This is a genomic window from Streptococcus sp. 27098_8_73, assembly GCF_041432495.1.
GTDB lineage: Bacteria > Bacillota > Bacilli > Lactobacillales > Streptococcaceae > Streptococcus.
This window is the reverse complement of record NZ_JAPVZT010000002.1, coordinates 212,233-225,918: the sequence shown is the minus strand read 5'-3', so window position 1 is coordinate 225,918 and position 13,686 is coordinate 212,233. Positions and strand designations below refer to the sequence as shown.

Annotated in this window: 14 protein-coding genes; 4 read left to right on the top strand and 10 right to left on the bottom strand. The window is 41.4% G+C overall.

What is annotated here, in order from left to right; all coding sequences use genetic code 11:
* Positions 1-277: 277 nt before the first annotated feature.
* The 4 genes from O3651_RS02430 to O3651_RS02415 all read right to left on the bottom strand — a co-directional run bounded on the left by O3651_RS02430 (position 278) and on the right by O3651_RS02415 (position 3,475).
* Positions 278-1,612, bottom strand: coding sequence for a sensor histidine kinase (locus O3651_RS02430; protein ID WP_371609450.1), 1,335 nt, complete (start codon positions 1,610-1,612; stop codon positions 278-280).
* A 32-nt stretch (positions 1,613-1,644) separates the two neighbouring features.
* Positions 1,645-2,376, bottom strand: coding sequence for a response regulator transcription factor (locus O3651_RS02425; protein WP_125405508.1), 732 nt, complete (start codon positions 2,374-2,376; stop codon positions 1,645-1,647).
* A gap of 1 nt (position 2,377) precedes the next feature.
* The gene (locus O3651_RS02420; protein ID WP_371609449.1) at positions 2,378-2,719 is read right to left on the bottom strand and encodes a LytTR family DNA-binding domain-containing protein; all 342 of its coding nucleotides are present in this window, start codon (positions 2,717-2,719) and stop codon (positions 2,378-2,380) included.
* 183 nt (positions 2,720-2,902) lie between these two features.
* Positions 2,903-3,475, bottom strand: a complete 573-nt coding sequence (locus O3651_RS02415; protein ID WP_015605159.1) for a TetR/AcrR family transcriptional regulator — start codon at positions 3,473-3,475, stop codon at positions 2,903-2,905.
* A 126-nt stretch (positions 3,476-3,601) separates the two neighbouring features.
* Here O3651_RS02415 and O3651_RS02410 point away from each other — a divergent pair, with 126 nt between their 5' ends.
* Entirely contained in the window at positions 3,602-4,444 is an 843-nt protein-coding gene (locus O3651_RS02410; RefSeq protein ID WP_371609448.1) for a DegV family protein, read from the top strand.
* Positions 4,445-4,534: 90 nt separating this feature from the next.
* The gene (locus O3651_RS02405; RefSeq protein WP_371609447.1) at positions 4,535-5,311 is read left to right on the top strand and encodes an XRE family transcriptional regulator; all 777 of its coding nucleotides are present in this window, start codon (positions 4,535-4,537) and stop codon (positions 5,309-5,311) included.
* A gap of 17 nt (positions 5,312-5,328) precedes the next feature.
* On the opposite strand, the gene O3651_RS02400 is transcribed toward O3651_RS02405, so the two are convergent.
* From O3651_RS02400 to O3651_RS02375, 6 genes are all read right to left on the bottom strand, one after another.
* On the bottom strand, positions 5,329-5,811 hold the full coding sequence (locus tag O3651_RS02400) for a hypothetical protein (RefSeq protein WP_371609446.1): 483 nt from the start codon (positions 5,809-5,811) through the stop codon (positions 5,329-5,331).
* A gap of 64 nt (positions 5,812-5,875) precedes the next feature.
* Positions 5,876-6,010 carry a hypothetical protein gene (locus O3651_RS02395; protein ID WP_371609445.1) on the bottom strand — a complete coding sequence of 45 codons (135 nt, stop codon included), beginning with the start codon at positions 6,008-6,010 and terminating at the stop codon, positions 5,876-5,878.
* A 340-nt stretch (positions 6,011-6,350) separates the two neighbouring features.
* Entirely contained in the window at positions 6,351-6,896 is a 546-nt protein-coding gene (locus tag O3651_RS02390; RefSeq protein WP_148888498.1) for a DUF1697 domain-containing protein, read from the bottom strand.
* Between the two features lie 35 nt (positions 6,897-6,931).
* On the bottom strand, positions 6,932-7,429 hold the full coding sequence (locus O3651_RS02385) for an N-acetyltransferase family protein (RefSeq protein ID WP_371609444.1): 498 nt from the start codon (positions 7,427-7,429) through the stop codon (positions 6,932-6,934).
* A 21-nt stretch (positions 7,430-7,450) separates the two neighbouring features.
* Positions 7,451-9,439 carry an excinuclease ABC subunit UvrB gene (gene uvrB / locus O3651_RS02380; RefSeq protein ID WP_371609443.1) on the bottom strand — a complete coding sequence of 663 codons (1,989 nt, stop codon included), beginning with the start codon at positions 9,437-9,439 and terminating at the stop codon, positions 7,451-7,453.
* 159 nt (positions 9,440-9,598) lie between these two features.
* A complete protein-coding gene (locus tag O3651_RS02375; protein ID WP_371609442.1) occupies positions 9,599-10,525 on the bottom strand; it encodes a CPBP family intramembrane glutamic endopeptidase in 927 nt (308 codons plus the stop codon).
* Positions 10,526-10,691: 166 nt separating this feature from the next.
* On the opposite strand from O3651_RS02375, the gene O3651_RS02370 reads away from it, so the two are divergent.
* Both O3651_RS02370 and O3651_RS02365 read left to right on the top strand, forming a co-directional pair.
* Positions 10,692-12,866 carry an ABC transporter substrate-binding protein/permease gene (locus O3651_RS02370; RefSeq protein ID WP_371609441.1) on the top strand — a complete coding sequence of 725 codons (2,175 nt, stop codon included), beginning with the start codon at positions 10,692-10,694 and terminating at the stop codon, positions 12,864-12,866.
* Entirely contained in the window at positions 12,866-13,606 is a 741-nt protein-coding gene (locus tag O3651_RS02365) for an amino acid ABC transporter ATP-binding protein (protein WP_223367432.1), read from the top strand. The genes O3651_RS02370 and O3651_RS02365 overlap by 1 nt, the downstream gene beginning before the upstream one ends.
* Positions 13,607-13,686 lie beyond the last annotated feature (80 nt).

The following is a 13,686-nucleotide window of genomic DNA, read 5'->3' as shown; positions in this document are numbered from 1 at the left end:
TAGATATGTATTGCTATATAATTTCTTCATTTCTTGTCACTCCTAACAATTAAATAACAAAAAACCAGACAACAGTTTGAGTTTAAGTTATATTTGTCTCTAAACAAGGCATTTCTCTTATTTCCTTCGTATTCTTAAACCCTATATTAATTATAGCACTTTTAAACAGGTGTGGCATTCAAAACCTTAAATTGTCTTTTTTTACTCATAAACAGTTGTTGTTACTCTCATTGAGTTAAATCAAGTGGCAAATCTAATCATTCGCAATCTAATAAATTCATTTTATCTCCAATTCTTGTCTAAAAGAGTAATCATGACTAGTGGTACGCAGAGAAACATTGGGATAGTGGCTGATAATATTTTGAACATTGGAGAGACCAAGCCCTCTATTTTCTCCTTTAGTGCTAAATCCCTTTTTAAAAATAGTATCGGAATGGATAGAAAACTCTTTTATAGTATTCTCAACAATAAAAATCTGTCTATTTTCCTGCTCCAAAAAGGCAAAAGAAACCACTGGATGACTAGTCTCCACTGCTGCTTCCATAGCATTATCAGCCAATATGGAAACAATCGTGATAAAATCAAGCAACTCCATTCCTTGAGGTTTGATTTCTTGCGGAACTTCCAAGCCAATTTCTATTCCCTTGCTCTGAGCTTCTAGAAATTTTGCTGACAAGACGCTCTTGAGAGCATCATTGTGAATATTGGACAGGCGACCTAAATCATATTTAGATTGGTTGAGTGCTTGACCTGAGTCTTTAAGAACTTGGTTATAAATCTGCTCGATGGCTGGTAAATCATGCGTATCAATTCCCAACTTCAGACTCCTTAAAATATTGATGTAATCATGCCGGAAACTTCGCAACTCATTATAAAGTTCTTCGATATGCTGACTGTAATCGGACATATTTCTCAATTGTAACTCTCTTTGTTCACTTAACTGCTGTTGAATTCGCTCTCGCAAATTACGGTCTAGGATATTTACTGAACTGAGAAAAAGAATAATATAAATTATCACAATTAATTTTCTATATGGCAAATTAACCACATTATGAGTTATTTCTAAATAAGAGAAAAATTGTACAAATACAATATAAAAAATCATGGATATATTAAGGAAAATGACTAGGTGTTTATCAGCCTCATTTAATCTAAATTCTCTTAACCGCTTAAATTTATAATGTAGTAAACTTGGGATCCATAACGATAGTAAACTAGCTACAAAAGCCGTAATATTTAAAATAAGCTGTTCTTCGTTTATTAGTTGGTTATATTCCAAACCGAAAATAGGAATAACAAAAAAAGTTAATATACGATATAGAAGATTCCAAAGAACAACTGGGAAAAGACCATAAAAGATAGATAACGTTATAGGAATAGAACTCTGTCTAGTTAATAATAAAGAAAAAATTAAAAAATAAACTGGAAGATCTAAGTAAGTTAAAAAAGTTTCACTAAATAAGATAAAAAGTAGAATATTAAAAAATATATAAACAAAAGGTATTAAGACGTACTTAATCCATGTCAACTTAATTCCACTGATACGTGAAAATAAGAAAGACAGAGCTATCATTTCGAAAACAAGTAAAATAACTTGTATTATTCTTGGCATAATTCCTCTCCCACTTCTATCATCCTACTTCCCTACTGCCTTAAAGCTGTCCGTAATCCTTTCATCTTGAGGCGTGATACATAGCAGCTAGCGCCATTCGGGAAATAGGCTATGTTTTCTATCTTATCCAGCTGAGAGATATTCGCTGGATTGACCACATAAGAGCGATGGCAGCGATAGAGACGCTTGTCCTGCTTTGTAATCTCAGAAAGCTGTCCGTAAAATTCGATGCGCTCTTTCTTGGTATAGAGAACTAGTCTATGAGGCACTTCTGATGTCTCAAAATAATAGATCTCATTAAAAGGCACCTGAAAATCCGACTTAGAATTTTCAAAGAGAAAAGTTTCCTCTGCTTGAAAACTGTCCTTTCTCTCGTAAAGATAGGCCAAGTCCTGCTCAATCTGCTTGATAAAATCCTCCTCAGGCAAACCTTTATCAATAAAGTCAAAAGCTGATACCTGATAACGAAAAGTCAAGGGCATAAATTCTGAGTGAGTCGTCACAAATACAATCAGAGCATAGGGATCCAACTTGCGAATCTTTCCTGCCACCTCGAGTCCCTTCTGCGTCTCTTGCTTAATCTCAATATCCAAAAAGAAAATCTGATGACTCCCCCGTTCCCTTACTGCATCAATCAGCATGTCCGGCTTGCCGTAGATTTCTAAAAACTGACATTCCCAGCCGTTCTTTTTCAAAATTCCCTGAATGGTTGACTCCATATAGGCTTGTTGCTTAAGATCATCTTCTAATACAAAAATTTTCATCTTATTTTCTTCCTTCCTGAGACCAGCGCTTGATGAGACTGGATAAATGGCGCCTTGAGCAGACAATATCTCCTAAGTCAGACTGCACAAAGAACAAGCTTTTACGCTCCCTGTCAAATCCTTGAACCTTAGCTAAATTGACCAGTGTTTGACGATTACAGTGAGACAGCTCATCAGGATAGAGCTTAGCCAGCTCAGTCAGAGAAGCCCTAAGGCTGTAGTCGCCTTGTCCAGTGACGATAAGAACGATGTGAGGCTTTTGAGGATGGGACTGGATATAGTAAATTGTCGAAAGATCCAGCTTTCGAAGAGTGCTGCCGTCTTTGATTATGATAGTAGCCATTTGTCTACCTCCTTTGCTCTAGCATAGCACAGGTCGCATAGCAAATGACTCCCAAATCCTAAATGGTAGCTGAGAAGTCTTAAATGGTCTCAGAAGCGCTAAGTAAAAACTTACTTGTTAGGTAAGCTTTTACAATCTATTATTTCAGTCTGATGTATTGATGCCAAACAGTTATACGAACTCTTATTTTTTCTTTTTCTGTGGAAAAAGTGGCATGCCCAAAGCAGCAATCTTTTCAGCTGGAACCTTCATGCCTTCTTTGATCCATTTGGAAAGTACGGAGACAACCGCAGAACTCCAGAATGAATTCATATAGGAATTGGCTGTCTTCTTCCCACCTTTGCTGCGTTTTTCAAGGAAATCAAAAACCGCCTGCGTCAGCAACTTTTCAAAATTATAGTCAATGGCCAGACTAATGACACGCGCTTCCTTCTTGGCTTCCTTAAAAAGAAAAAGCCAAATCTGGTACATTTCTGTCTTGAAATTAAACTGCTCCAGCTTGTCGACAATTCCCTGAACCGTATTTTTGAAAATTCCCTCTAGAATTTCTTCTTTGGAGCTATAGTTACGATAAAAGGCTGCGCGCGAAACCCCAGCTCGCTCGACTAATTCAGAGATGGTAATCTTTTTCAAATCTTTCTTCTCTAACAGTTGCATTAGAGAAATTTCCAAGGATTCCTTTGTAATTCGATTAGATTCTTGATTATAAGTTTTTAAATTTGCAAGGGATTTTTCTGATATTTTCTTTTCCGCCATAACAATTTCTTTCTTCCTGTATCAGCTGAGAATTAAGGCTTTATATCAAAGCATCTTCATGTTATAATTGTAAGAAAAGACATGTTTTTTGTCAATGTAGAGAACTGATAGAGCAGGAGAAACTAAATGACTTGGAAAATTGTTGCCGATTCTGGCTGTGACTACCGTGAGATTGCTGATTTGGCTAACCAGACAAGGTTTGAGAGTGTGCCACTGACCATTCAGATTGATAATGAGATTTTTGTGGATAACGCTCATCTCGATATTGATAACATGATGGAAAAAATGTACGCTACTTCAACCGCTTCAAAATCAGCCTGCCCAAGCCCTGATGACTACCTCAGAAGCTTTGAAGGAGCTGAAAATATCTTTGTCGTGACGATTACAGGCTCCCTTTCTGGTAGCCACAATAGCGCCCAGCTAGCCAAAAAGCTCTTCTTAGAAGAACATCCAACATCAAATATCCATGTCATTGATAGCCTTTCGGCTGGTGGCGAGGTCGATCTGATTGTCAAAAAATTGAACGACCTCATCAAAGAAGGGCTTTCTTTTGAGCAAGTCGTGGAAGCCATCACCCACTACCGAAAAAACACAAAGCTTCTCTTTGTACTGGCTAAGGTAGATAATCTGGTCAAAAACGGTCGTCTCAGCAAGCTTATCGGTGCGGTTGTCGGCCTCCTCAATATTCGCATGGTCGGCGAAGCCAGCGATACCGGTACTCTGGAACTTCTTCAAAAGGCTAGAGGCGCTAAAAAGGCTCTGACTGCTGCTGTCAATGAAGTTCTGAAAGCTGGATATAAGGGTGGCCGCATTATCATTGCTCACCGCAATAACGAGAAATTTTGCCAGCAATTTACAGAAGTTATCAAGGAAAAATTCCCAGCTGCCGACATTTCATTCCTACCAACTTCTGGACTTTGCAGCTTTTACGCAGAAGAAGGCGGCCTCTTGATGGGCTACGAAATTTAATCCTCTCCTTTTGAGCTGAATATCCGTATTCAGCTCTTTACTTTTTCGATTTAATTCGTTAAAATAGAAGAAAGAAAAGGAGTGAATATCATGGCAAGAGGACGCGGTGTAGCCAGCCCCCAAGATAAGGAGGCAATGCGACTCATCTCTAAAAAAATTAAAACTTTATTGAAGCAAAAGCAAATCAAACAAATTGAACTTTCCCGAGGAACAGGAATCCCAGCCAGCACTCTTACTGGCTATATCAAAGGAAATTCCCTGCCTGTCCTCGAGAATATGCAAAAAATTGCAGACTTCTTTGATATGGATGTTCAAGAGCTGGATCCTCGCTATTTATCAGTTCATAGCCCTACACCATTTTCGCTAGAGTTCACGGATATTTTCCAATCTCTAGACCAAAGCCGCAAGCAAGCTGTGACAGACTTTGCTAAAAAAGAGCTGGAAAATCAAACGACTGAGGAAAGATTAAAAGATGATTATTTTCCTTACAAGGTCTATGAAAGCTACCAGACTTTCTTGAATAAGCCTGAACAAGCTGACATCGTCTGGTTAGACAAAGAGCTTGACTATGATATTGCCCTCTGGATCCGGACAGATTCGCTGGAACCCAAGTATCCGCAAGGTTCTGTAGCACTCATCAAGAATACACACTTTGAATTTGCAGGCGCTATCTATGCAATTGATTATGACGGGCAAACCATTTTGAAAAGAGTTTTCAACGATCCAACTGGCATTCGCCTCATCTCTCTCAATAAAAAATACAGCGACAAATTCATCCCGCATCAAGAAGAACCCAAGGTCATTGGCCGTGTCATGGCCGCCTTTATGCCCTTAGATTTATCAGAACAAGAACAAAAGCCACTTTAGTACATGAAGCGGCTTTTCTATTTCTTCTTACTCCCTTTGCTTGCAATCATGATGACTGCTGCTATCAGAAAGAAAATAATATAAGTGGCAATCGGGAACCAGATATAGCGATGATCCAAAGTAAGCAATGGTAACAAAATAGTTCTATGACGGCGGCTCTTCACTCCAAAGTAATGAAACAAAAGAGCTAGAGGATTGATATAAAGAAGGGGTGTGACTAAGTCTTTCAAAGAAGTGACCCTCTTTGTACTATTTTCACGTAGGATAGAACCATAGGCATAGTACAGTAAAACAAGAATATTTATAAACAAAGGAAAAACATAATTACTCTTTAAATATGTAGGAAGAAAGGGAATTTGAAAAACTAGGATGCCCGTAATCATTGTAAAAAGCATAAGGACGGAGAAATCCAATACCCAAGCTAGAAAACCATGGCGCTTGAGCCATGTATTCACTTTATCTAGCCACATCCACTCGTTCCTATTTTTATTCACATCCATATACCTCCCTCTACTAGCTTGTTTGAACGGACTTTGGAACTAGATTCCATTGACAAGACCTGCATCAATCAATATAACGAACACGATTGACCTTGGTTTTCATGATATAGGAATTGACTAAATCATGGTATTCATCATATTCACCTAATAAATAGCCTTTTCGTAAAATAACTTCTCTCCCCTCTATCCCGTAATCCATATTGATTGGGACAGAATTTTCTGATTTGACTATAGAGAAATGAAAGAAAATTGCAAACCATATAAACAATGCAAGAGGTATACTCAGGATCCCCCAGATGAGATGGAACCAGCGAAGCTCTCTCTTTTTCAAAAAAAGAAACCACAAGTGACAAAATACGACCACTGACAGAAGAAAAAGCCAATTGTTCCACAGCAGGGGAGTAAAGGATAGGCCAAACGAACTCAAACTAAAATGCAGCAAGACAAAGATAAACAACAAGATATAGAGCACTAGCCAAATAACTTTAGAAAACTTCCAGCGCTTCACTTTTTCTCACCTCTCATCTTCCAAATTTAGCTTACTCATTTCCAACCAACTCCACAATCTTTTGGAAAGTCTTGCCATTTCGGATGGTCAGCTGCTTGTAGAAACTGGACTTGAGCAGTTTCTTATGGTAGTTGGACTTGAGATAGTCCGCTTGGTCAGCATTGCTATAAAAGAAAGCCGTCTGCCCAAAATGTAGTTGCTCCTTGTCATTCGCCCAGCTGCCTGCCAGCTCTTGAACGCTCTCCCTATCTGTCTCTGGCAAATAAAAGAGAACATCGCGCCGAAAGGCTGTCTCATCTTGCCACCAAGTAGGCAGATTTGCTATTTCTTTTTCAAGCATGGCAGAGCTGACAAGGACAAAAGGCAGCGGAAAATCGTAAGACCGACTGAAATAAGCCGACAAGATCTCCCGAATCCTCTCCTCCCGCTCCTCGCTATCAAAGAAAAGATTGCCGCTATTGATGTAGGAAACTGGATTTTCAAAACCCAACCCAGCCAAATCTTTCTTCAAATCAGCCATAACGACCTTGTTTTTTCCGCCAACATTGATGCCGCGGAGTAAAAGTGCATAACGCATGTGTGCTCCTTAAAAATATACCTATTATTTTCAGACTAACTGCTCGAGTTTCTCATGTAAATCATCCGTTTTTCTTTCACGGCTTTTCCTAAGTCAATGACCTTTTCCTCGCCGTCAAAAACAAAACCCATTTTTCCATAGAAAGCGATGGCACGTTTGTTATCCTCTAACACCCATAATAAAATCTCTGGATAACTATCCAAGGCAGCAAATGCAGCCTGCATGAGCTGATGTCCTACACCCTTGCCATAATAATCTTTTAAGACATACAAAGCGATAATTTCACCCGCTATCGTAGCTGGATCTCGAAAATCACCGTAGCTAACAAAACCGACCACTTTAGCATCATCCAAGGCGATCAAGGTATTTTCAGGATACTTTTGACTATAAAATCGGCACTTATCTAAGGTCATTTGCTCTTGAAATTCCGCAGGCAAAATCTCATCATAAGCTTCTCGCCATGTCTGCCAATGAACTCTGGATTTCCCTTCTATCTCCTCAGCTGTTTCCATTGTTTTGATAGTGATGACCATTATTTTTCTCCTTGATATCCCTCAATCCATCGCCTTTATTTCCAGAATCATATCGCGAATCTGTGCCGCCAGCTCGAAGTCCAGAAGTCCGGCAGCTTCTTGCATTTGGCCTTCCAGTTTCTTGATCATGTCCTTGCGTTCTTGCTTGTTAAGGCTTTCGATTTCGACAGTTTCTTCCTTGTCTGGCAGGGCTGCCTTGGTCACACTGATCAGATCTCGGATTTCTTTCTTGATGGTCTGCGGTACAATGCCATGCTCTTCATTATATGCCATCTGGATTGCCCGACGGCGAGCCGTTTCATCAATAGCGCGCTGCATGGACTGGGTCATGGTGTCCGCATACATAATCACATGCCCTTCACTGTTACGGGCTGCCCGTCCGATGGTCTGGATAAGACCACGTTCGTTGCGGAGGAAACCTTCCTTGTCTGCATCAAGAATTGCCACCAGACTAACCTCAGGAACGTCGATTCCCTCGCGTAGCAGGTTAATCCCAACCAAAACATCAAAGACACCCAAGCGCAGGTCTCGGATAATCTCGGTTCGCTCCAAGGTCTTGATATCTGAGTGCATATACTTGACCTTGACCCCCATTTCCTTGAAGTAGTCCGTCAAATCTTCCGCCATCTTCTTGGTCAGGGTTGTGATAAAGGTCCGCTCATTCTTTTCGACACGAGCATTGATTTCGCCCAAAAGATCATCGATTTGCCCCATGGTTGGACGGACTTCCACTTCTGGATCCAGAAGCCCTGTCGGCCGGATAATCTGCTCAATAACCGTATCTGTCTGCTCTTTCTCATAGTCACCCGGCGTAGCCGATACATAGACAATCTGGTGAACATGGCTTTCAAACTCCTCCCGACGAAGCGGGCGGTTGTCCAAGGCAGATGGCAAGCGGAAGCCATAATTAACCAGCATCTCCTTCCGAGAGCGGTCCCCATTGTACATACCCCGAATCTGTCCCATGGTCATGTGACTCTCATCAATCATAATCAAGAAATCATCAGGGAAAAAGTCCAGAAGGGTATAAGGCGGCTCTCCTTCGCTCCGACCATCCATATGGCGGGAATAGTTCTCAACGCCATTTGTATAGCCCATCTCGCGCAACATTTCGATATCATACTCCGTACGTTGCTTCAAGCGCTGAGCTTCCAGCAGTTTGCCTTCCTTCTCAAAGGTAGCAAGCTGCTCCTCCAGCTCCGCCTGAATTTTGGCAATGGCTACTTCCATGTGGTCTTCATTAGTCACGAAGTGAGTGGCTGGGAAGATGGCCAAATGATCCACCTCACCCAAGACTCGACCTGTCAAGGCTTCAACTTCACGAATTCGGTCAATCTCGTCTCCGAAAAACTCCACCCGAAAGGCATGCTCATCCCGAGAAGCTGGGAAAATCTCCACCACATCGCCTCGAACTCGGAATTTCCCACGCTGAAAGTCAATGTCATTACGCTCAAATTGAATATCCACTAGATCATTGAGCAGCTTGTCACGGGAAATTTCAAGGCCTGGACGCAGACTAACCACGCTATCAGAGTATTCCTTAGGCGATCCTAAACCATAGATACAAGAGACCGAAGCCACGACAATCACATCATTGCGCTCCAAGAGGGCTGATGTCGCTGAGTGACGGAGCTTGTCAATCTCGTCATTGACCGAGCTATCCTTTTCGATATAAGTATCGCTGGAAGGCACATAGGCCTCAGGCTGGTAGTAATCATAGTAGGAAACGAAGTATTCCACCGCGTTATTGGGGAAAAACTCCTTAAACTCGCCATAAAGCTGGCCAGCCAGCGTTTTATTATGGGCGATAACCAGAGTCGGCTTGTTGACCTGAGCGATAACCTGACTCATGGTATAGGTCTTACCAGTACCAGTCGCCCCCATGAGAATTTGAGCTTTCTCGCCACCTTCGATATTGTCCACCAGCTGCTCAATGGCTTGAGGCTGATCTCCTGAAGGCTCGTACTTGGAAACCAATTCAAATTTATTATCTGTAATTCTGTTAATCATCTTTTATTCCTCAACTTGTGCTTCTATCATTTTACCATATTTGACATATTTTCTCTGGGTTTGGCTCTGGTTTAGTAGCTACATCTCCAAGAACGGCTAGTCTTGCATTCTAATCATTCATTCGCATCAAAAATCGCCCAGCTAAGCTGAGCGATGTCTTTATTTCTTAAACATCAATGCCTGAGGTAGGCGATTTTCCTTCTTGAGCGACCAGTAAAGATAGACAATGCAGCCAATCAGGACGATACTGGAAAAAATAGATCCTTCAGCACCGAAAGCTCCACCGGACAGCAAATCCACAGAAGATTGTGAGCTATAGTTCAAGATTGAGGTAGATGCTCCTTGGCCACTGACCTGAATGCCATAGATATTTCCTTGCACAAAATTCCAAGCGCCGTGCATGCCAGCCAGTACCCACATATTGTCATACTTGAGCATAAGGAAACAAGCAAAGATACCGTCTAGTATGATATTGACAATCGAAAGAATGGTCACACCAGGGTTAAAGAGGTGCAGAGCCCCAAATAGAGCACTGGAAATCAAGATACCAATGAAGATATTTGACTTAGCGCTAACGGCTGGAAAGAGCCAACCACGCGTTACTAGCTCTTCTGTCCCACCTTGAAGAATCCAGAAAGGAATGATAGCTAGGACGAAAATAAAATCTTTCAAGTTAACCTGACCAAATTTCAGACTGCCTGTCCCCGTTACCAAGAGCAAGACAACAACCAGTGAAAACTGAACGGCTCCAATAAGGAAGCCTCTGCCCAGTTCTTTCAGCCATCCTTCCTTAAAGAAACCCAGGCTGGAGAAAGCTCTCTTTTCTCGAAACTTGACCCACAGAAAAACAAGTAAGGCCATAAAGAAAAAACTACCCAGCTGAAAAAAGATATAATAATGCCCGAACACTTCCATAAGTGTAGCCCGGTCAGCTATCGGATTTACCATGGCAAGCACAGTTCCAATGATGATCCCTGCAAAGATTTCTCCTACGTGGATAAAGCCAATGGAGATCAGAATTGCTAACCAAATAGGAGGAATGTAGCGCGACAGCTTCACATTATCTAACATGCGTGATTTAAACATAGAAATCTCCTTTCATCATTTATTTATTATAACATATTTTATCATAATAGTATAATAGGTAATATTCATCGTTATGTCAGAAAATATAACATCAAAATAGAAAATATTTGCCTTTCTTAAATTTTTCTGATATAATCAAAAAATATTCAACTAAAGGAGAGAAAATATGAAGAAAAAGATCATAGCTTTTCTGCTAGCGTTATTCCCTATCTTTGGACTAGGGACAACCACTCATGCAGATACCATCAAAATCGTATCTGACACGGCTTATGCCCCATTTGAATTTAAAGATTCCGATCAAACCTATAAAGGAATTGATGTTGATATTATCAATAAAGTAGCTGACATCAAAGGCTGGGAATATGAAATGTCCTTCCCCGGCTTTGATGCGGCTGTTAATGCCGTTCAAGCAGGACAGGCCGACGCCATTATGGCTGGTATGACCAAGACTGCTGAACGCGAAAAAGTCTTTACCATGTCTGACACATATTATGACACAAAAGTTGTCATTGCAACGACCAAGGCGAATACAATAAAGTCTTACGATCAACTCAAAGGAAAAACAGTCGGTGTCAAAAACGGTACTGCCGCGCAACGTTTCCTTGAAAAAATTAAGGACAAGTACGGTTTTACTATCAAAACGTTTGATACAGGCGACCTCATGTATAACAGCCTAACAGCCGGAGCAGTTGACGCAGCTATGGATGACCAACCTGTTATCGAGTATGCAATCAGCCAAGGACAAGATTTGAAAATCTCAATGAAGGGTGAGGCTGTTGGTAGCTTCGCATTTGGTGTTAAAAAAGGCAGCAAATACGAATACCTAGTCACTGAGTTTAACGAAGCCTTGGCTCAGATGAAAAAAGATGGCACCTTGAAGGACATCATCAACAAGTGGACTGCTGCTTCCAAAACTTCAACAAATTCAGCAGTACCAGAGACCACAACCAAGTCTGGACAAAAAGCCACTCCAGTCAAAGCTAAATATACGATTGCCAGCGACTCATCCTTTGCTCCTTTCGTTTTCCAAAATGATAGCAACCAATACACTGGTATTGACATGGACTTGATCAAAGCCATTGCCGAAGACCAAGGTTTTACACTTGAAATTTCTAACCCTGGCTTTGACGCTGCCATCAATGCCGTTCAATCTGGACAGGCTGACGGGATGATTGCTGGGATGTCCGTGACAGAGGCCCGCAAAGAAACCTTTAATTTCTCTGAACCATACTACACTGCTAACTCTATCCTTGCGGTGACAGAATCAAGCACTATTAGCTCCTATGAAGACTTGAAAGGAAAGACCGTCGGAGTCAAGAACGGTACAGCCTCTCAAACCTTCCTCGTCGAAAATCAAAGCAAATACGGCTATAAAATCAAAACTTTTTCAGACGGTTCTTCTATGTATGATAGTCTGAATTCTGGCTCTGTCGCTGCCATTATGGACGATGAGCCCGTAGTAAAATATGCTATCAACCAAGGCAAGAAAATGAAAACGCCAATCGAAGGAACCCCTAGTGGTGAAGTTGCTTTTGCAGTAAAAGCAGGCACTAACCCTGAGCTTATCGAGATGTTCAATAACGGTCTGGCTAATCTGAAAGCCAATGGTAAATATCAAGAAATTCTTGATAAATATCTCTCAGCTGAGAAGGATAATTCCACAACCGTTGATGAAACAACTATCTGGGGACTTCTCCAAAACAACTACAAACAACTTTTGAGCGGACTTGGAATTACCATTGCTTTAGCACTGATCTCCTTTGCCATTGCCATGGTGATCGGGATTATCTTTGGAATGTTTAGCGTCAGCCCTATCAAAGCGCTTCGCATTATTTCAGAAATTTTTGTTGACGTTATTCGTGGTATTCCACTTATGATTCTGGCTGCCTTCATCTTCTGGGGAATTCCAAACCTCATTGAATCTATGACTGGTCAGCAAAGTCCAATTAACGACTTCGTTGCAGGAACAATTGCTCTATCCCTCAATGCTGGTGCATATATCGCTGAGATTGTTCGCGGAGGGATTCAAGCCGTTCCAGTCGGACAGATGGAAGCTAGCCGAAGTCTAGGTATCTCGTATGGAAAGACCATGCGCAAGATTATCCTGCCTCAAGCAACCAAGATCATGCTACCAAACTTTGTCAACCAGTTCGTCATCGCTCTCAAGGATACAACTATCGTATCAGCTATCGGACTTGTTGAGCTCTTCCAAACAGGTAAAATCATCATTGCCCGTAACTATCAGAGCTTCAAGATGTATGCTATCCTAGCAGTTCTTTACTTGGTCATCATCACACTCTTAACAAGATTGGCTAAACGCTTAGAAAAGAGGATTCACTAATGGCTAAATTAAAAATTGATGTTAATGATTTACATAAATACTATGGGGAAAATGAAGTCCTAAAAGGGATTAGTGCGAAGTTTTATGAGGGAGATGTTGTTTGTATCATCGGTCCTTCTGGATCAGGTAAATCAACTTTCCTACGCAGCCTAAACCTGCTTGAAGAAGTGACCAGTGGAACCATTACTGTCAACGGTTATGATTTGACAGACAAGGCTACCAATGTGGACCATGTTCGTGAAGATATTGGGATGGTCTTCCAGCACTTCAACCTCTTCCCACACATGACTGTCTTGCAAAATATCACCTTCGCTCCTGTTGAGCACAAGCGAATGAGACAAGCTGATGCAGACAAGCTTGGTATGGAGCTCTTGGAGAAGGTTGGGCTGGCAGACAAGGCTGATGCCAAACCAGACAGTTTGTCAGGAGGACAAAAACAGCGGGTGGCCATCGCTCGAGGATTGGCTATGAACCCGGACATTATGCTCTTTGACGAACCGACTTCTGCCCTTGACCCTGAAATGGTCGGCGACGTTCTCAACGTTATGAAGGATCTAGCTCAGCAAGGTATGACCATGCTGATCGTGACTCACGAAATGGGCTTTGCCCGTCAGGTTGCTAATCGCGTCATCTTCACTGCTGACGGTGAATTCCTAGAAGACGGCAAACCAGATCAAATCTTCGATAACCCTCAGCATCCACGTCTCAAGGATTTCTTGGACAAGGTGCTTAATGTATAAACATGACGAATCCTGGAAGTAATCTTTCAGGATTTTTATTGACTTATGCTGCCCTTTTTGCTAGACTAAGGGTAGAATGA